The sequence below is a fragment of the Quadrisphaera setariae genome (assembly GCF_008041935.1).
GTDB classification, from domain to species: Bacteria; Actinomycetota; Actinomycetes; order Actinomycetales; family Quadrisphaeraceae; genus Quadrisphaera; species Quadrisphaera setariae.
The window spans coordinates 90,384-108,112 of sequence record NZ_VKAC01000002.1 but is presented as its reverse complement, the minus strand read 5'-3'; the positions used below and the strand labels follow the sequence as shown (position 1 = coordinate 108,112).

Annotated in this window: 16 protein-coding genes; 5 read left to right on the top strand and 11 right to left on the bottom strand. The window is 74.4% G+C overall.

Translation table 11 applies throughout. The features are described from left to right. Positions 1–17 precede the first annotated feature (17 nt). Together FMM08_RS03705 and FMM08_RS03700 are read left to right on the top strand one after the other, a co-directional pair. On the top strand, positions 18–215 hold the full coding sequence (locus FMM08_RS03705; protein ID WP_147925008.1) for a hypothetical protein: 198 nt from the start codon (positions 18–20) through the stop codon (positions 213–215). Position 216: 1 nt separating this feature from the next. Continuing rightward, positions 217–1,053 (top strand): phosphotransferase family protein, encoded by an 837-nt coding sequence (locus tag FMM08_RS03700; RefSeq protein ID WP_147925007.1) that lies wholly within the window; start codon positions 217–219, stop codon positions 1,051–1,053. A 43-nt stretch (positions 1,054–1,096) separates the two neighbouring features. On the opposite strand, the gene hisS is transcribed toward FMM08_RS03700, so the two are convergent. Continuing rightward, the gene (gene hisS, locus FMM08_RS03695) at positions 1,097–2,464 is read right to left on the bottom strand and encodes a histidine--tRNA ligase (protein ID WP_147925006.1); all 1,368 of its coding nucleotides are present in this window, start codon (positions 2,462–2,464) and stop codon (positions 1,097–1,099) included. 33 nt (positions 2,465–2,497) lie between these two features. After that, a complete protein-coding gene (locus FMM08_RS03690) occupies positions 2,498–3,232 on the bottom strand; it encodes an MBL fold metallo-hydrolase (protein ID WP_255472005.1) in 735 nt (244 codons plus the stop codon). Positions 3,233–3,350: 118 nt separating this feature from the next. On the opposite strand from FMM08_RS03690, the gene FMM08_RS03685 reads away from it, so the two are divergent. After that, complete coding sequence (locus tag FMM08_RS03685; protein WP_147925005.1) at positions 3,351–4,187, top strand: peptidylprolyl isomerase; 837 nt, start codon at positions 3,351–3,353, stop codon at positions 4,185–4,187. After that, positions 4,184–5,968 (top strand): DUF349 domain-containing protein, encoded by a 1,785-nt coding sequence (locus FMM08_RS03680; RefSeq protein WP_255472004.1) that lies wholly within the window; start codon positions 4,184–4,186, stop codon positions 5,966–5,968. The genes FMM08_RS03685 and FMM08_RS03680 overlap by 4 nt, the downstream gene beginning before the upstream one ends. 683 nt (positions 5,969–6,651) lie before the next feature. On the opposite strand, the gene FMM08_RS03675 is transcribed toward FMM08_RS03680, so the two are convergent. The 7 genes from FMM08_RS03675 to ruvA all read right to left on the bottom strand — a co-directional run bounded on the left by FMM08_RS03675 (position 6,652) and on the right by ruvA (position 15,425). Beyond that, positions 6,652–8,886 carry a RelA/SpoT family protein gene (locus tag FMM08_RS03675; protein WP_369431665.1) on the bottom strand — a complete coding sequence of 745 codons (2,235 nt, stop codon included), beginning with the start codon at positions 8,884–8,886 and terminating at the stop codon, positions 6,652–6,654. Positions 8,887–9,318: 432 nt separating this feature from the next. Next, positions 9,319–9,912, bottom strand: coding sequence for an adenine phosphoribosyltransferase (locus FMM08_RS03670; RefSeq protein WP_147925004.1), 594 nt, complete (start codon positions 9,910–9,912; stop codon positions 9,319–9,321). Beyond that, positions 9,909–11,063 carry a protein translocase subunit SecF gene (gene secF, locus FMM08_RS03665; RefSeq protein WP_147925003.1) on the bottom strand — a complete coding sequence of 385 codons (1,155 nt, stop codon included), beginning with the start codon at positions 11,061–11,063 and terminating at the stop codon, positions 9,909–9,911. Before secF ends, FMM08_RS03670 begins: the two co-directional genes overlap by 4 nt. Position 11,064: 1 nt before the next feature. Next, positions 11,065–13,140 (bottom strand): protein translocase subunit SecD, encoded by a 2,076-nt coding sequence (gene secD / locus FMM08_RS03660; RefSeq protein ID WP_222710376.1) that lies wholly within the window; start codon positions 13,138–13,140, stop codon positions 11,065–11,067. Between the two features lie 67 nt (positions 13,141–13,207). Then, positions 13,208–13,585: a preprotein translocase subunit YajC gene (gene yajC, locus FMM08_RS03655; RefSeq protein WP_147925001.1), complete on the bottom strand. Its 378-nt coding sequence runs from the start codon at positions 13,583–13,585 to the stop codon at positions 13,208–13,210. Between the two features lie 11 nt (positions 13,586–13,596). Continuing rightward, positions 13,597–14,778, bottom strand: a complete 1,182-nt coding sequence (gene ruvB / locus FMM08_RS03650) for a Holliday junction branch migration DNA helicase RuvB (protein ID WP_147925000.1) — start codon at positions 14,776–14,778, stop codon at positions 13,597–13,599. Then, the gene (ruvA, locus tag FMM08_RS03645; protein ID WP_147924999.1) at positions 14,778–15,425 is read right to left on the bottom strand and encodes a Holliday junction branch migration protein RuvA; all 648 of its coding nucleotides are present in this window, start codon (positions 15,423–15,425) and stop codon (positions 14,778–14,780) included. Before ruvA ends, ruvB begins: the two co-directional genes overlap by 1 nt. 156 nt (positions 15,426–15,581) lie before the next feature. On the opposite strand from ruvA, the gene ruvC reads away from it, so the two are divergent. Next, on the top strand, positions 15,582–16,220 hold the full coding sequence (gene ruvC, locus FMM08_RS03640; protein WP_147924998.1) for a crossover junction endodeoxyribonuclease RuvC: 639 nt from the start codon (positions 15,582–15,584) through the stop codon (positions 16,218–16,220). A 17-nt stretch (positions 16,221–16,237) separates the two neighbouring features. Here ruvC and FMM08_RS03635 read toward each other — a convergent pair whose 3' ends face one another. Next, positions 16,238–16,984: a YebC/PmpR family DNA-binding transcriptional regulator gene (locus tag FMM08_RS03635; RefSeq protein WP_147924997.1), complete on the bottom strand. Its 747-nt coding sequence runs from the start codon at positions 16,982–16,984 to the stop codon at positions 16,238–16,240. A 71-nt stretch (positions 16,985–17,055) separates the two neighbouring features. After that, positions 17,056–17,712 carry a pyridoxal 5'-phosphate synthase glutaminase subunit PdxT gene (gene pdxT, locus FMM08_RS03630; protein WP_369431664.1) on the bottom strand — a complete coding sequence of 219 codons (657 nt, stop codon included), beginning with the start codon at positions 17,710–17,712 and terminating at the stop codon, positions 17,056–17,058. Positions 17,713–17,729: the final 17 nt, after the last annotated feature.

The following is a 17,729-nucleotide window of genomic DNA, read 5'->3' as shown; positions in this document are numbered from 1 at the left end:
GGTCAGGAACAGCCGTCGTGACCTTCCTCGTCACCACCGCCGACCAGGAGCTGCGCTCCACCACCTCCGGCGCCGCCGCGGACCACCTGTTCGAGCACGGCTTCGCCGACCCCGAGCGGGAGCCCCGCTGGCACCTGCTGTGGTGCCTGGACCGGGCAGCGCCCGGTGAGGAGGTCGAGGTGGGGGACGCCCGCGTGGTGCGCGAGCAGGGCTGAGGTGCCCTCCGCAGCCGCGGGTCCCGTCGCAGCCGCGACCTCCCTGGCCGCGTCGGCCGGGCTCGAGGTCCGCGAGTGCCGGGTCCTGAGCGCGTCGAGCACGACGGTCGTGCGCCTGCTCCCGTGCGACGCGGTGGCCCGCGTCGCACCCGTGGCGCGGCAGACCGCCGCTCTCGAGGTCGACCTCGCCCTCCAGCTCGAGGTGCTCGGCGCGCCGATCGCCCCGCTGGACCCCCGGGTCCCACGCCGGCCCCACCGCCTCGACGGCTACGTCACCACCTTCTGGACCCACTGCAGCTCTGCCGGCGCGCCGCCGCTGCCCCACGAGGGGTACGCCGAGTCCCTGGCGCGGCTGCACCGGGCCCTGCGCGAGGTCACCGTCGCCGTCCCGCACGTCACCGAACGGCTCCAGCGGGCCTCTCGCCTGCTCGCTCGCCCCGACCTCACGCCGCGGCTGGTCTCGGCCGACCGGGCGCTGCTGCAGGCGGTGCTCGGTGAGGACGGGGACCGGCTGCGCGGCGCCGCCCACGAGCAGGTGCTGCACGGGGAGCCGCACCCCGGCAACGTCCTCGCGACCCCCGGCGGTGCGGTCTTCGTCGACTGGGAGACCATCTGCCGGGGCCCGGTCGAGTTCGACCTGGCGCACGCGCCGGCAGGGGTCGAGGCGACCTACCCGGGAGCGGATCCCGACCTGCTGGCGAGCTGTCGGCGCCTGGCGCTGGCCGTGGCGACGGCGTGGCGCTTCGACGTGGAGGACCGGCTGCCCGACGGCCTCGCGCTCGGCGCGGCCTGGCTCGAGCAGCTGCGCGCTGCTCGGGACGCCTCGGGCGGCAGCTGACCGTGTGCCGCCCGAGACCTCGTCGTCGTCCCCGGTGGCGCGGCTAGGGCAGCTGGGCCGGGTCCTCGGAGACCACCGTCGGGCGCAGGTCCGCGGCGGGCGGCAGCCACGACGCCGGGTCGGCCGGGACCTGCTCGCCGGAGCGGATGTCCTTCACCTGGTGGCCGTCCGCAGCGTCGAGGCTGGGGAACCACACGAACGGCACGCCGCGGCGGTCGGCGAAGCGGATCTGCTTGCCGAACTTCGCCGCCGTCGGCGACACCTCGGTGGCCACACCCCGAGCGCGCAGCTGCTGCGCCACCCGGTCGGCGTCGCGGCGGTGCCCCTCGTCGGCGACGGCGACGACGACCGCCGTCGGCGTCGGGCGGCTGGCGCGCACGGCCCCCCTGCCCAGCAGCGGGATGATCGCCCGCGTCACACCGAGGCTGATGCCGACGCCGGGGTAGACGTCGCGGCCGTCGTCGGCGAGGGCGTCGTAGCGGCCGCCCGAGCAGATCGACCCCAGCGACTCCCACCCGCGCATGCGCGTCTCGTAGACGGTGCCGGTGTAGTAGTCCAGGCCGCGGGCCACGGACAGGTCGGCCACCACGGCGACGCGGTCGGCGGGGAGGTCGTCGACGGCGGTGAGCACCGCGAGCAGCTCCTCCAGCCCCTGGTCGAGCAGCTCGTGGGTGACGCCGAGCGCCCGCACGGACTCCACCAGGTCACCGGCCCCGGCCCTCACCTGCGCCAGGCCCAGCGCGCCGTCCACCTGGTCCTGGGTCAGCCCGGCCTGCGCGAGGAGGTCGGCGACGCCGCGAGCGCCGACCTTGTCGAGCTTGTCGACGGCGCGCATCGTCGCGCCGATCGAGCCGGTCAGGACGTCGCCCTCCAGGCCCAGCCCCCGGTAGAAGCCCTCCACGAGCCGTCGGTTGTTGACCTGCAGGGTCACGCCCGGCAGCGGCAGGCGGGACAGCGCCTCACCCATGACGCGGGCCATGTCGGCGTCGTGGTGGACGGCGAGAGTGCCGCGGTCCACCACGTCGATGTCCGCCTGGGTGAACTCGCGGTAGCGGCCCTCCTGCGGGCGCTCCCCGCGCCACACCTTCTGCACCTGGTAGCGGCGGAAGGGGAACTGCAGGTGACCGGCGTTCTCGGTGACGTAGCGCGCGAACGGCACCGTGAGGTCGAAGTGGAGCGCGAGCTCGTCCTTGTCCTCGCTGTCGGCCTGCAGCCTGCGGACGCCGTAGACCTCCTTGTCGATCTCGCCCTTGCGCAGCAGCACCGACAGCGGCTCCACCGCGCGGGTCTCGATGCTGGAGAAGCCGTGCAGCTCGAACACCTCGCGCAGCACGTCGAGCACGTGCTGCTCGACCAGGCGGGCCTGGGGCAGCAGCTCGGGGAAGCCGGACAGCGGGGTGGGGCGGGCCACGGGGGTCTCCAGTTCTCAGGGGGTGTCGAGGAGTCAGCGGGGCAGGAAGGGGTTGGTCGCTCGCTCGCGGCCGATGGTGGTCACGGGGCCGTGCCCGGGCAGCACGAGCCGGTCGTCGGGCATGGGCACCACCACGTCGCGCAGCGTGCGCTCCATCGCGGCGGGGTCACCGCCGGGCAGGTCGCAGCGCCCGATGCTCCCGGCGAAGAGGACGTCGCCGGCGAGCAGGGTCGACGTCGTCGTCCCCACCACCCGCTCCGCCCCGGCGAGCGCTCCGGAGAGCACGTCGGGCACCCCGTCGAGGCTCAGCACGGCCGAGCCCTCGGTGTGGCCGGGCGCGTGCTGGACGCGCAGGGAGAGGCCCGCCACCTCGAGCACCTGGTCGTCGGTGAGCTCCCGGACGTCCTCGGGCTCCTCCCAGCGCGCCGAAGGGCCGAACTGCTGCTCGAGCATCGCCCGCAGCGGCGCCGACAGGCTGGCGAGGGGGTCGGTGAGGCGGTACCGGTCGTCGCCGTGCAGGAGTGCGGGGATCCCGCCGCTGGTGGAGGCCCCCGAACGGCAGACGGGGGTGACGGACCACACGTGGTCGGCGTGGCCGTGGGTCAGGACGACGGCGGCGGGGCGCAGCCGGTGCTCGACCAGCTCCTCGCGGAGCCTGTCGAGGACGTCGAAGCCGGGGTCCACCACCACGCACTCGGCGCCGCGGCCCGTCGCGAGCACCCAGCAGTTGGTGCCCATGACGGTGTCCGGGATCGCGGAGGCCAGCACGCGGGGAGCCTAGCCAGCCCCGGGCACCGGGCCGCGCCGTAGACTCCCCGGGGCCCGTTCGTCCAGCGGGATCGCAGACGACCCGGCTCACCACGAGGCCGCAGGAGGTGAAGGCGGCGTGACACCCAGCAAGAGCGAGCGCGAGCGCGACTACGAGCGGCGGCGCCACCAGGCGTGGCAGCGTCGCCAGGCGGCCAAGGCCGCCGAGCGACGGCGCCGTCGGAACACGGCGATCGCCGCCGCGATCGTCGTGGTCGTGGTGGCCGGCATCGCCGTGCTCGCCTTCACCCAGCTGAACAGGAGCTCGACGCCGCAGGCCGCTGGGGACGCACCGACGTCGTCGTCCGCCAGCGCGTCGCTGCCGGCTGACGCGTGCCCTGCCCCCACGTCGTCGCCGTCAGTGACGCCCACGGAGGGCTCCACCGCCCCCGACGCGTCCGTCGCGGAGGGCCGCGCGTGGACCGGCACCATCACCACCTCGTGCGGGCCGATCGGCATCGAGCTCGAGGGGGCGCAGGCGCCGAAGGCCGTCGCCTCGTTCGTGACGCTGGCCGAGAAGGGGTTCTTCAACGGCACCCCGTGCCACCGCCTGGTGACGGCCGGCATCTACGTGCTGCAGTGCGGTGACCCCACCGGCACGGGCACCGGCGGACCCGGCTACACCTTCGGGCCCGTCGAGAACGCGCCGTCTGACAACGTGTACCCGGCAGGGACCATCGCGATGGCCCGCCAGGGCGGCAACGGCGACAGCCAGGGCAGCCAGTTCTTCCTCGTGTACAAGGACTCGACCATCCCGTCGGACTCGGCGGGCGGCTACACGGTGTTCGGACGCATCACCAGCGGTCTGGACGTCGTGGAGCGGGTGGCCGAGGCCGGCGCTGGCGGGGTCTCCTCCGGCAGCACCGATGGCAAACCGACCACCCCGATCAGCATCGAGCAGGTGACCGTCCAGTGAGCGACCAGACGACCCCCACCCCCGCCGTCGGCGGGGAGGCCGGAGACGCCGTGACCGAGCCCACCACCACCTCCGAGAGCCCCGAGGTGGCCGAGGTCGCCGAGGCGCTCCAGGAGGCGGCGGCGCAGGACAGCGCCGAGAGCACCACCGAGAGCACCGAGCGGGCCGCTGACGGGCCGGCTGCAGCGGAGCAGGAGGGCACCACCACGGAGCCCGCAGCCGCCGAGCCGGTGGCGGACGCCCCCGCGGAGGCTGCGCCGGCCGCTGCCTCCGACGAGGCTCCCGGAGCTGCCGCTGAGCAGCCGGCCGACGCCGCTGGGGGTACCGCCTCCGAGGCTTCCGAGGCTCCGGTGGAGGGCGAGTCCTCCGAGGCTCCCGCGGACGGAGCTGCTGGATCCGCTGCTGCGGCGGCCCCAGCGCCGGGCTCCCCGAAGCCCGGCGGCCAGGGCGGGCGCCCGCGCCCCGCGCCCAAGCCGCGGCGCTCCCCCCGTCCGCACGCGCCGACCACGCGCCCGGCCGTCCGTCCCCCGTCGGACCCGACCCCGTGGGGCCGCATGGACGACCAGGGCGTGGTGTGGGTCCGCACCGCCGAGGGCGAGCGCCAGGTCGGCACCGTGGTCGACGCCTCCGAGGCCGACGCGCTCGCGCACTACGGCCGCGAGTTCGACGCGCTCGTGGCGCAGGTCGACATCGCCGAGCAGCGGCTGATGTCCGCCGAGGTGGCACCCGGCGAGGTCGTCGGCCAGCTGCGCGCGCTGCGCGGCTCGCTGTCCGAGGTCCAGGCCGTCGGCGACGTCGAGGGCCTGGCCCAGCGCACGCGCGACCTGGAGGCCGTGGCCGCTGCGCGCCGCGAGGAGGCCGACGCCGCGCGCGCCGCCGCCCGCGAGGCCGGCCTGTCCACGCGCATGGCGATCGTGGAGGAGGCCGAGCAGATCGCGGCCACCGACCCCGAGCGGATGCAGTGGCGCCCCAGCGGAGACCGCCTGCGCGAGCTGCTCGACGCCTGGAAGGACGCCCAGCGCGCACAGCGCCTGGACAAGAAGTCCGAGGACGACCTGTGGAAGCGGTTCAGCGCCGCCCGCACGAGCTTCGACAGGGCGCGCCGCACGTACTTCTCGGCCCTGGAGGACCGCAACTCCGAGGCCAAGCAGGCCAAGGAGCGCATCGTCACCGAGGCGGAAGAGCTGTCCACCTCCACCGCGTGGGGCCCGACGTCCACCGCCTACCGCCAGCTCATGGACCGGTGGAAGGCAGCCCCGCGCGGCTCCCGCAAGGACGACGACGCCCTGTGGGTGCGCTTCCGTGCCGCGCAGGACGCGTTCTTCGCGGCACGCACCGCGGCCAACGACGCCGAGGACGAGTCCTTCCGCGGCAACCTCGTGGTGAAGGAGGAGCTGCTCGTCGAGGCCGAGAAGCTCCTGCCCGTCACCGACCACCGCTCCGCCCGGCGGGCTCTGCGGGGCATCCAGGAGCGCTGGGACGCCGCCGGCAAGGTGCCGCGCGCCGACCTGCAGCGGGTGGAGAAGCGTCTGCGGGCTGTCGAGCAGGCCGTGAGCGACGCCGAGAAGGCCACGTGGAAGCGCACCAACCCCGAGGTGAAGGCCCGGGCCGACAGCGCCGTGGAGCAGCTGGAGCGCGCCGTCGCCGGCCTCGAGGCCGACCTCGCCGCCGCCCGGGCCAAGGGCGACGCCCGTGCCGAGGCGCAGGCCGAGGCAGCCCTGGAGGCGCGCCGGCTGTGGCTGGACGCCGCGCGCCGCACCGCCGAGGAGGCCTCCGGCTGACCAGCCAGCACGGCTGACCCACGGGCGGGCCGGTCAGCGCGGCCGGCCGACCCGCCTGTGGACGGCGCGAGCGGGAGCTCGCGCCGTCCGGGCAGTCTGGGCGGGTGGTCACCCCAGCCCTGTCCTGGCTGTTGGACGCTCCTGCGCCGGCCGACGCCCCGCTGGCCCCCAGCGACGTCGCCGCGCTCGTGGCGGAGGGCGTCCTCGTGCGCGCTGCCGACGGCGTCCTCCCAGCGGACACCGCTGCCTGCCTGACCGCGCGCTCGGGCTTCCTGGAACAGCGCCTCGAGGCCGACGAGGTGGTCGGCGGGGCGGCGGCGCTGTGGCTGCGGGGTGCCGTGGAGCACCTCGGCGTCGTCGACGTCGTCGTCCTCCACGGCCGTTCGGGTGGCTCGCGCCACGACCCCGCCTGGCGGCGCACCCGCTCCGTGCTCCTCCCCGAGCACCACGTCGAGGTGGTGCGCGGCGTGCGGGTGACCACCCTGGAGCGCACCGCCACGGACATCGCCCTGTGGCACCCCGCCCGCGAGGCCGCCCCGCTGCTGAGGGCGGCCGTGGCGGCAGGAGCCGACCCGGCGCTCGCCCTGGAGCTCCTCGCCGGCCGCCGCCGGCCCGGTCAGCGGAACGGGCGGCGGCAGCTGCGCCGGCTCTCGGGAGCCGCAGGAGCTCCTGGGCGAGTGGCCTCAGGCCTGCCGGCTGCCGGTGACCCGGTAGGCGTCGAAGACGCCGTCCACGCGGCGCACGGCGTTGATGACGTGCCCGAGGTGGGTGGCGTCGGCCATCTCGAAGGTGAAGCGGGAGAGGGCCACGCGGTCGCGTGAGGTGGTGACCTGCGCGGACAGGATGCTCACGTGGCTGTCGGACAGGACGCGGGTCACGTCGGACAGCAGTCGCGACCTGTCGAGGGCCTCCACCTGAATCTGCACGAGGAAGACGCTGGCGGAGCTGACGTCCCACTCCACCTCGACGATGCGGTCGGGCTCGGCCCGCAGGCCCACCACGTTGCCGCAGTCCTCCCGGTGCACCGAGACGCCGGCGCCGCGGGTGACGAAACCGACGATCGGGTCCCCGGGGACCGGAGTGCAGCAGCGGGCGAGCTTCACCCAGACGTCCTCGACGCCCTTGACCACCACGCCGGGGTCTCCGGTGCGGGGCCGCCGGACCGCCGGTGACGGCATGGTCGCCTCGGCGAGGTCTTCGGTGGCGCCCTCCTCCCCGCCGAGTGCGGCGACGAGCTTCTCCACCACCGACTGCGCTGAGACGTGGCCCTCGCCGACCGCCGCGTACAGCGAGGAGACGTCGACGTAGCGCATCTCGTTGGCCAGCCCCACGAGGGCCTCGTGGCTCATGAGGCGCTGGATGGGCAGGTGCTGCTTGCGCATCGCCTTGGCGATGGCGTCCTTGCCCTGCTCGACGGCCTCCTCGCGGCGCTCCTTGGAGAACCAGGCGCGGATCTTGTTGCGGGCGCGGGGGCTCTTGACGAACGTCAGCCAGTCGCGGCTGGGTCCGGCGCCCTCGACGCGGGAGGTGAAGATCTCCACGACGTCGCCGTTGTCGAGCTGGCTCTCCAGCGGCACCAGGCGCCCGTTGACACGGGCGCCCATGGTGCGGTGGCCCACCTCCGTGTGGACGGCGTAGGCGAAGTCGACGGGGGTGGAGCCCGCGGGCAGGCCGATGACCTCGCCCTTGGGCGTGAAGACGAAGACCTCCTGCGCGTTGATCTCGAAGCGCAGGCTGTCGAGGAACTCCCCCGGGTCCGCCGTCTCGGACTGCCAGTCGACGAGCTGGCGCAGCCAGGACATGTCCTCGAGGTTGCCCTTGCCCGTGGGGCCGACACCGCGGACGGCGGCGTCCTTGTACTTCCAGTGGGCGGCCACGCCGTACTCGGCGCGGCGGTGCATGTCGTGGGTGCGGATCTGGATCTCGACGGCCTTGCCCTCGGGTCCCACGACCGTCGTGTGCAGCGACTGGTACATGTTGAACTTGGGCATCGCGATGTAGTCCTTGAACCGGCCGGGCACCGGGTTCCAGCGCGCGTGCAGCGCACCGAGGACGGCGTAGCAGTCGCGGACCGTGTCGACCAGCACGCGCAGGCCCACCAGGTCGTAGATGTCCGTGAAGTCGTGACCCCTCACGATCATCTTCTGGTACACGGAGTAGTAGTGCTTGGGCCGCCCGGAGACCGTGGCCCGGATCTTGGCGGCGCGCAGGTCAGCGCTGACCTGCTCGCGCACGGTGGCCAGGTACTCCTCGCGCGCGGGGGTGCGCTCGGCGACGAGCCGGACCACCTCCTCGTGCATGCGCGGGTAGAGGGTGGCGAAGGAGAGGTCCTCCAGCTCCCACTTGATGGTGTTCATGCCCAGCCGGTGCGCCAGCGGCGCGTAGATCTCGAGGGTCTCGCGGGCCTTCTTCTCCGCCGAGGCCGCCGGCACGAACTTCCAGGTGCGGGCGTTGTGGAGGCGGTCCGCCAGCTTGATGACGAGCACGCGGATGTCCTTGGCCATCGCCACGACCATCTTGCGCACGGTCTCGGCCTGCGCGGCGTCGCCGTAGGTGACCTTGTCGAGCTTGGTCACGCCGTCGACCATGTCGGCGACCTCGTCGCCGAACTCCCGGCGCAGCTCGGCGAGGGCGTAGCCGGTGTCCTCGACGGTGTCGTGCAGGAGGGCCGCGGCCAGGGTCGGCGGGGTCATCCCCAGCTCGGCGAGGATCGTCGCCACGGCCACGGGGTGGGTGATGTACGGGTCACCGCTCTTGCGCCGCTGGCCGCGGTGGGCCTTCTCGGCGACGGCGTAGGCACGCTCCAGCACGGCCGTGTCCGCGCGGGGGTGGTTGGCGCGGACGGCCTTGAGCAGGGGCTCGAGGGCGGCGGGCGTGGTCGGCGTGCGGGTGCCGAGGCGGGCGAGGCGGCGGCGGATCCCGTTGCCCGGCGGCGGCGCCTCCAGCTCGCCGGACGAGCTGTCCGCGGGAGCCTCCGGAGCCGGTGGCGCGGGGGCCGGGACGGGCGGGGCCGATCCGGGGCCTGCGGTCGAGGTGCCGCCGCCTGCACTCACGGCCGACGACGACTGCGCTGTCTGGTCCACGACACCTCCCGGGCCCGCTGGGTGCGCCGAGTCTACGGCTGGTGGGTCAACGCTTCCGGGCCCCTGACCAGTTCCCGCGCTCTGACCTCCTCAGACCGCAGCCGCGCCGGCTCCTGCGACTCGCAGTTCACCGCTCATCCTCATCTCGCACTTGCCGCGGAAAGTGCGAGAACACGGGGGTCCGGAAGCTCACTTGCCGCGGAAAGTGCGACGAAGACGGGGACGACGACGAGCGCGGGGGGTGCGCGACAGGTGGTCGCGCGTGGCTCAGGGGGTCTGCAGCACGGCGGCCACGGGCGCGCCGCCCAGCGCCGTGGCGAGCGCGGCCCGTCCGTCGAGCCCGACGAGCTCCAGGAGGAACAGGGCGCCGGCGAGCTCGCCGCCGAGGCGCTGCACCAGCGTGCACGCCGCCGACGCCGTGCCGCCGGTGGCCAGGACGTCGTCGATGACCAGCACGCGCGCGCCCGCGGGGACGGCGTCCTCGTGGGCCTCGATGGAGGCTTCCCCGTACTCGAGGGAGTAGTCCTGCCGGACGGTGCGCCACGGCAGCTTCCCCGCCTTGCGCAGCGGCACGAAGCCCGCACCCAGCGCGAGGGCCAGCGGCGCTCCGAGCACGAAGCCTCGAGCCTCCACGCCCGCGACGAGGTCGATCCTGCCGCCGGGCAGCGCACGCGCGGCCTCGGCCAGCGCACCTGTGGCCCGGGCCAGCGCCTGGGCGTCGCCGAGCAGCGGGGTGATGTCCCAGAACGTGACGCCGGGAGCCGGGTGGTCCGGGACGGACCGCAGCAGGGCGAGCAGTCCGGCGGCGTCGTCCTCGGTGGTGGCGGCGCGGTGGGTGGCGCGGTGCTCGGCGCTGCTCATCGGCGGCGTCCTCCGGGACGGCGCGGCTGGCTGCGCTGCCCGCCCGACGGCGAGCGCGGCGTGCGACGCGTCGACGGGCGCTCGAGGACCGCGGTCGCCGTGCCGGTCGTGGTCGCCTCGGAGCCGCTCGCGCCAGCGGCGACGGCGGCAGTGGACCCCGTGGTGGGGACAGCCGCGCCGCCTCGGCGGGCGAGCACCTTCTCGCGCTGGCGGGCGATGTCGGGCTCGCGCTCGCGCATGTGCACGTACAGCGGCGGAGCGAGGAAGACCGACGAGTAGGTGCCCGCGATGATGCCCACGAAGAGGGCCAGCGAGATGTCTCGCAGCGTGCCAGCGCCCAGCAGCAGGGCGCCGATGAAGAGGATCGACGCCACGGGCAGCAGCGCCACGACCGAGGTGTTGATCGAGCGGACCAGGGTCTGGTTGACCGCGAGGTTGGCCGCCTCGCTGAAGGTCTTCGAGCCGCTGGACAGGACGTGCTCGGTGTTCTCGCGGATCTTGTCGAACACCACCACGGTGTCGTACAGGGAGTAGCCGAGGATGGTGAGGAAGCCGATGACCGTGGCCGGGGTGACCTCGAACCCCGACAGCGAGTACACCCCGGCGGTGATGACGACGTCGTGGACCAGCGCCACCAGCGCGGCGACCGACATCTTCCAGGTGCGGAAGTACAGGGCGAGCACGACGGCGGCGAGGACCACGAAGATGCCCAGGCCCGTCAGGGCGTTGGTGGTCACGTCCGCGCCCCAGCTGGGACCGACGAAGGAGTCGGTGACGTTGCCTGCGGGCACCCCGTACCCGGAGGCGAGGGCCTTGGCGACGGCGTCGGTCTGCTGCTGGCTCAGCTGCTCGGTCTGCACGCGGATGGCGTTGTCGCCGACCGTGGAGATCAGCGGGGGCTGACCGTCGGGGACGACGGAGCGCACAGCCGCCTCGGCCGGGTCCTGGGAGGTGGTGGACACGTCCGAGATGCGGAACTCGGACCCGCCGCGGAACTCGATGCCCGCGTTGAGGCCCTTGGTGAGCAGCAGCACCACCGACAGGCCCACCATGACAGCGGCGACGACGTACCAGACCTTCCGGGTCCGCATGACGTCGATGCCGCGCTTGCCGGTGTAGAGGTCGTTGCCGAACTCTGAGAACGACGCCACGTCAGCGCTCCTCGGTGGTCGTGCCGGAGGAGCCGGCGGAGCTGCCGCCGTCGTCCCCGTCGGCGCTGCGCTGGCGCGCTGCCTCCGCGGCGCGGCGCTGGGCGATGGTCGTGCGGCCCCCTGACCCGGAGGTCACCGGCTCGCGGTCCCCGGTGTCGTCGCCGAGGGGGTCGAAGCCGCCGGAGGGGGACTCCGTCTCCTCGCCCTTCGACCGCGACCGCTGCGAGCGCGGGGTGCGCTCGGCGGGGGTGCGCACGCGCCCGCGGCCGGCGTAGGCAGGGGCCTTGCCGAGCCGCTCGCCGTCGAAGCCGGACATGCGGTGACCGGAGGCGAAGAACTTCCGGCGGGCCAGCAGCACCAGCACCGGGTGCGTGAAGAGCACCACGACCAGCAGGTCGATGATGGTGGTCAGACCCAGGATGAACGCGAAGCCCTTCACGCCCCCGACCGCGAGGAAGTACAGCACCGCGGCGGCCATGAAGTTCACGACGTCGGAGATGATGATCGTCCGGCGAGCGCGGGCCCAGCCGGTCTCCACCGCCGACGTCAGTGACCGCCCCTCGCGGACCTCGTCGCGGACGCGCTCGAAGAAGACGATGAACGAGTCGGCGGTGATGCCGATCGAGACGATGAAGCCGGCGACGCCCGCGAGGCTCAGGCGGTACCCCTGGTTCCAGCCCAGGAGCACCGTGACCAGGTAGGAGATGCCCGCCGCCAGCACGAGGCTCGCGACGGTCACCAGGCCGAGCGCCCGGTACTGGGCGAGGGAGTAGAGGACCACGAGCACGAGGCCGATGGCGCCGGCGAGGAGGCCGCGCTCGAGCTGCTCGGACCCGAGGACGGCGGAGATCCGCTCGACGCTCTGCGTGGTGAACGAGATCGGCAGGGCGCCGAACTTGAGCTGGTTGGCCAGCGTGGTCGCCGTCTCCTGGGTGAAGGAGCCGCTGATCTGCGCGTTGCCGTCCGTGATGGGGCTCTGGATGGTCGGCGCCGAGACCACGGTGCCGTCGAGCACGATGGCGAAGCGGTTCTGCGGGGCCTGCAGGCCGAACAGGCGCGTGCTGGTCGCGGCGAACTCCTCGCGCCCCTGGCTGTCGAAGCTGAGGTTGACGACCCACCGGTTGGTCGTCGCACCGGTGCTGGTCGTCTCGAGGCCAGCCGTGGCGTCGGCGATGTCGGTGCCCTCGACCTCGACCGGTCCGAGGATGTACTTCTCCGCGCCCGTGGCGTCGCACGTGACGACAGGACCGTCGACCACGTCGTCGAGCTGGGTGCCCACCTGCACGGGGTTGCTGCAGTCGAGCGCCTGGAACTGCGCGAGCAGCTCCGGCGTGACCTGGCTGAGGTCGCTCGGGCTGGTCGGGCTCGGAGCCGGCGTCGCCGCCGGGCTCGCGGCGTCGGTCGCCGCCGGGGTCGCCGCGTCGGTCGCCGCGGGGCTGGCGGTGTCGGAGGGCGCCGCGGTCGCCGCGGGCGAGGCGCCGGACAGCAGCGCGCCGGGCAGGCGGCTGCCCTGCTGGCTCTCGGAGGGCGCCGGAGCGCCGGTCACGCTCTGCGTGGCAGCCGGGGCCGAGGCCTCCGGGCTCGCAGCACCGGTGGCGCCGGGCGTCGCGCCGTCGGTCGCCGCCGGCGTGGCGCCGTCGGTCGGCGCGGGGGCGGCGGGCGCCGCAGAGGCGACGTAGAGCACCGGTCGGAACCGCATCTGCGCGGACTGCGACACGAGCTCGACGGCACCGGCCTGCGAAGCAGGGTCTCCGGGCAGGCTGACGATGATGTTGTTGCCGCCGGAGCTCGTGATCTCCGCCTCGGTGAGGCCCGAGGAGTCGACGCGCTGGCGGATGATCGTGATGGCGTCAGCGATCGTCTGGGGCGTGATCTGGTTCGCGGTCTCACCGCCGCGCAGCTGGGGCGTGAGGATGATCTGCGTGCCACCGGCGAGGTCGAGGGCCAGCTTGGGCGTCCAGGTGGCGCCTCCCCACTGCACCGCAGAGCCGAGGCCCGCGACGAGGGCGACGACGAGCGCCGTCAGCCACAGCAGGGAGCGCCGGGCGCGGGACGTGGAGGATCGGGAGCGTGCCAACGGGGTCTCTTCCGGACGGAGGCCGGCCCGTGGGCCGACGGTGAGCGGCGCGGGGTGCGCCGTGGGATCAGCGGTCGTGCCGCTCCGGGGCATCGCCAGCGGTGCCCGCAGCGCCGGGGGCGGTGCCGCCGTCGACCGGCGGCAGGGCCGTCGACGCGGAGGACGGATCGCTGCTGGTGACGCCGTCGGCGTCCTTGACCGGGGCGTCGACGACGCGGGCGACCGCGGCGCGGGCCCAGGTCATCCGCACGCCGGGGGACGGCTCGAGGTCGACCGTGGTGTCGGTGACCTCGAGGACGGTGCCGTACAGCCCGGAGGCCGTCATGACGCGCTGGCCCACGGCCAGTGACGACTGCAGGTCGGCGACGGACCGCTGCTGCTTGCGTCCCCTCAGGATGAGGAAGAGCAGCAGGGCGATCGGGAGCAGCAGGATCAAGGCGTCCATCGGCAGCGACCCTACCTGCCGTCGCCGGGAGCATCCGGCGTTCGCGGAAGGTGCTCCGGGGAGCGCCCTCCGCCCGGCTCGCCCAGCTCCAGCTGGCCGGGCAGGCCACCGGGCCGGTTCAGCGGCGGCTCGAGCCCCAGGTGGCGCCACGCGGCGTCAGTCGCCACACGACCGCGCGGGGTGCGCCCGATCATGCCCTCGCGCACGAGGAACGGCTCGACGACGGTCTCCACCGTCTCGGCCTCCTCCCCCACCGAGACCGCCAGGGTCGACAGCCCCACCGGACCGCCCCCGAAGGTGCGGCACAGCGCGCGCAGCACGGCCCTGTCGATGCGGTCCAGGCCGAGGGGGTCGACCTCGTACACCTCGAGGGCCGCCCGGGCGGAGGCCTCGTCGACGACGGCGCTGCCGCCGCTGGCACCGCTGCCGCGCACCAGCGACCAGTCGCGGACCCGCCGCAGCAGACGGTTGGCGATGCGGGGCGTGCCGCGCGAGCGACGGGCGACCTCGGCGGCGCCCTCGCTCGTGAGGGCGACCCCGAGCAGCGCCGCGGAGCGGTGCAGCACCTGCTGCAGCTCCCCAGCGGAGTAGAAGTCGAGGTGGGCGGTGAAGCCGAACCTGTCGCGCAGCGGCGCCGGCAGCAGCCCGGCGCGCGTGGTGGCCCCGACGAGGGTGAAGGGCGGCAGGTCGAGCGGGATGGCGGTGGCCCCGGGCCCCTTGCCGACGACGACGTCGACGCGGAAGTCCTCCATGGCCACGTACAGCAGCTCCTCGGCGGGGCGCGCGACGCGGTGCACCTCGTCGACGAAGAGGACGTCGCCCTCCTCCAGGGAGGTGAGCACCGCGGCGAGGTCCCCGGCGTGCTGGATGGCCGGGCCGGAGGTGATGCGCAGGTTGGTGCCCAGCTCGGCCGCGATGATCATCGAGAGCGTGGTCTTGCCCAGCCCGGGGGGACCCGACAACAGCACGTGGTCGGGCGCCCGGCCCCTCGCCCGCGCCGACTCCAGCACGATGGAGAGCTGGTCGCGCACCACCTGCTGGCCGACGAAGTCGCGCAGCCGCTTGGGGCGCAGGGCGCTCTCCGCGGCGCGCTCGGTGTCGTCGGCACCGGGCTCCACGAGCCGGACGCCGAGGGCGCCGTCGTCGTCCCCCGGCTGCCCCGACCCCGAGAGCTCGCGGGAGGAGTCACCCATCAGTGCCGCCCGAGGTGGCGCAGCGCGGCGCGCAGCGTGGTGGCGAGGTCAGCACCGGACCCGTCACCGCCCTCTCCCCCAGCGCCGCCGTCCGCGGTGACCGCTGCGACGGCGTCCTCCGCCTGCTTGGTGCTGAAGCCGAAGCCGACGAGCGCCTCCACCACGGGCGAGGGGGTGGGCTTGGCTGCCACCGGCGCGGCAGCGGCCGCTGCGCGACCGGCCCGCGGAGCGGGGACCTCGCCGCTCGGGGCTCCGATCTTGTCCGCGAGGTCGAGCACCATGCGCTGGGCGCCCTTCTGGCCGATGCCCGGCACGCGCTTGAGGGCCACGAGGTCCTCGGAGGCGACAGCGACGCGCAGCTCCTCCGGGGAGTGGACCGCGAGCACCGCGAGCGCCAGGCGCGGGCCGACGCCGGTGACGGACTGGAGCACCTCGAAGACGTCGCGCTCGTCAGCCTCGGCGAAGCCGAACAGGGTGAGGGAGTCCTCCCGGACCACGAGGCTCGTGTGGAGCAGCGCCTCGGCCCCGCGCCGCAGGTCGGCGAGGGTGCGGGGGGTGGTGTGCACGAGCATGCCGACGCCCCCCACCTCCACGACGACGCCGTCCAGGCGCAGGGAGAGCACGGTGCCGCGCACCGAGGCGATCACGGGGCCACCGCCGCGGGGACCATCCGGGAGGGCACAGACGACGTCACGCGGGTCACCCTCGCACGGCCCACCGACAGCTCGACGGTGGCTGCGGCTGCGTGACGCCACGTCACCTGTCGTCACCCGAACGGGCGTGCGACGTGCGAGGCTGGACGGGTGCGCGTCATGGGGGTCGACCCGGGCCTCACCCGCTGCGGGTGGGGCGTGGTGGACGGCCTGCCCGGGCGCCGGGCGAAGCTCGTGGCCGTCGGCGTGGTGCGCACGGAGCCGGAGCTGCCGCTGGCGCAGCGGCTGCTGCAGGTGGCGGACGGGCTGACCGCCGTCCTGAGGGAGTGCCTGCCGGACGCCGTGGCGGTGGAGCGGGTCTTCGCCCGCAACGACGTCTCGACGATCATGGGGACGGCGCAGGCCAGCGGCATCGCCATGATGCTGGCCGCGCAGCACGGCCTGCCGGTGGCCACGCACACGCCCAGCGAGGTGAAGGCCGCGGTGACCGGCAACGGCCGCGCCGACAAGGCGCAGGTCACCCTGATGATCACGAAGATCCTCGCCCTGGCGGAGGCGCCGCGGCCCGCGGACGCCGCCGACGGCCTGGCGCTGGCGATCTGCCACCTGTGGCGCGGCGGCCCCACGGCGCTGGCCGCGGGCCAGGACACCGCCTACCACGCGGACCCGCTCGCCTCCGTGGCCGGCAGCGCCGGCGCCCCCACGGCGGCGCAGACGGCGTGGGCCCGCGCCGCCGCAGCGGCACGGGCCCAGCCGAAGGAGTGGAAGGTCCCCGCGAAGACGCGGTGACCGTCACCGGAGGACGCTCAGGCGTCCTCGAGGACCCCGTCCGGCACGTCGAGGTTGGCGTAGACGTTCTGGACGTCGTCCAGGTCGTCGAGGGCGTCGATGAGCTTGAGCACCGAGCGCGCCTGCTCGGCGTCGAGCGGGACCTGCATCGACGGGACGAACGAGGCCTCGGCGGAGTCGTACTCGATGCCCGCCTCCTGCAGCGCCGTGCGGACGGCCACGAGGTCGGTCGCCTCGGAGACCACCTCGAAGGAGTCACCGACGCGGTTCACCTCCTCCGCACCCGCGTCCAGCACGGCGCCGAGGACGTCGTCCTCGTCGTGCCCCTCGGCGGGGACCTCCACGACGCCCTTGCGGGTGAAGAGGTAGGCCACGCTGCCCGGGTCGGCCATGGTGCCGCCGTTGCGCGTGAAGGCCACCCGCACGTCGGAGGCCGCGCGGTTGCGGTTGTCGGTGAGGCACTCGACGAGCACGGCCACGCCGTGGGCCGCGTAGCCCTCGTACATGATCGTCTGGTAGTCGGCGCCGCCGGTCTCCTGGCCGGAGCCGCGCTTGACCGCCCTGTCGATGTTGTCGTTCGGCACCGAGTTCTTCTTCGCCTTCTGGATGGCGTCGTAGAGCGTCGGGTTGCCGGCCGGGTCACCGCCGCCCGTGCGGGCCGCGACCTCGATGTTCTTGATGAGCTTGGCGAAGGCCGAACTGCGCTTGGCGTCCTTGACGGCCTTCTGGTGCTTGGTGGTCGCCCACTTGGAGTGGCCCGACATCGCACACCTCCTCGGGGCTCGCTGGTCAGATCAGGTCAGCAGCCCATCCTACCGAGGGCGGGCGGCGCCGCTCACCGCTGAGCGGCGGCATCGATCATCCGGACGAACAGCGCGTGGACGCGGTGGTCGCCCGTGATCTCCGGGTGGAAGGACGTGGCGAGCAGGTTGCCCGACCTCACGGCCACCACGCGGTCGGCCGCGGCCGCCGTGCGGGTGCGCGCGAGCACCTCCACGCCGTCGCCGACCTGCTCGACCCACGGCGCGCGGATGAAGGCCGCGCGGACCGGGCCGCCCTCGACGCCGTCGACGTCGAGGTCCTCCTCGAACGACTCCACCTGCCGGCCGAAGGCGTTGCGGCGCACCAGCACGTCGAGCCCGCCGAAGGTCTGCTGGCCGGGGATGGCGTCCACGAGGCGGTCCGCCAGCATGATCAGCCCGGCGCACGAGCCGTAGGCCGGCATGCCGTCGGCGATCCGCTCGCGCAGCAGGTCGTGCAGCTCGAAGCGGCGGGCGAGCTTGTCGATGGTGGTCGACTCCCCGCCGGGCAGCACGAGCGCGTCCACCGCGCGCAGCTCGCTCGGGCGCCGCACCGGCACGGCGCGGGCTCCCACCGCCTCCAGCGCGCGGGCGTGCTCGCGGACGTCCCCCTGGAGCGCCAGGACGCCCACGAGGGGCCCGTCGCCGGAGGACCTGGCCGTGGGGGCCGCCGAGGGTCCGGGAGTGGTCACGGGTGCAGCGCTCACGG

Bases quoted from the DNA above. Each gene is read 5' to 3' on its own strand.
- FMM08_RS03670 (WP_147925004.1), bottom strand. From the start codon at position 9,912: ATGAGCAGCGCCGAGCACCGCGCCACCCACCGCGCCGCCACCACCGAG.
- yajC (WP_147925001.1), bottom strand. From the start codon at position 13,585: ATGGACGCCTTGATCCTGCTGCTCCCGATCGCCCTGCTGCTCTTCCTC.
- ruvB (WP_147925000.1), bottom strand. From the start codon at position 14,778: ATGGGTGACTCCTCCCGCGAGCTCTCGGGGTCGGGGCAGCCGGGGGAC.
- FMM08_RS03635 (WP_147924997.1), bottom strand. From the start codon at position 16,984: ATGTCGGGCCACTCCAAGTGGGCGACCACCAAGCACCAGAAGGCCGTC.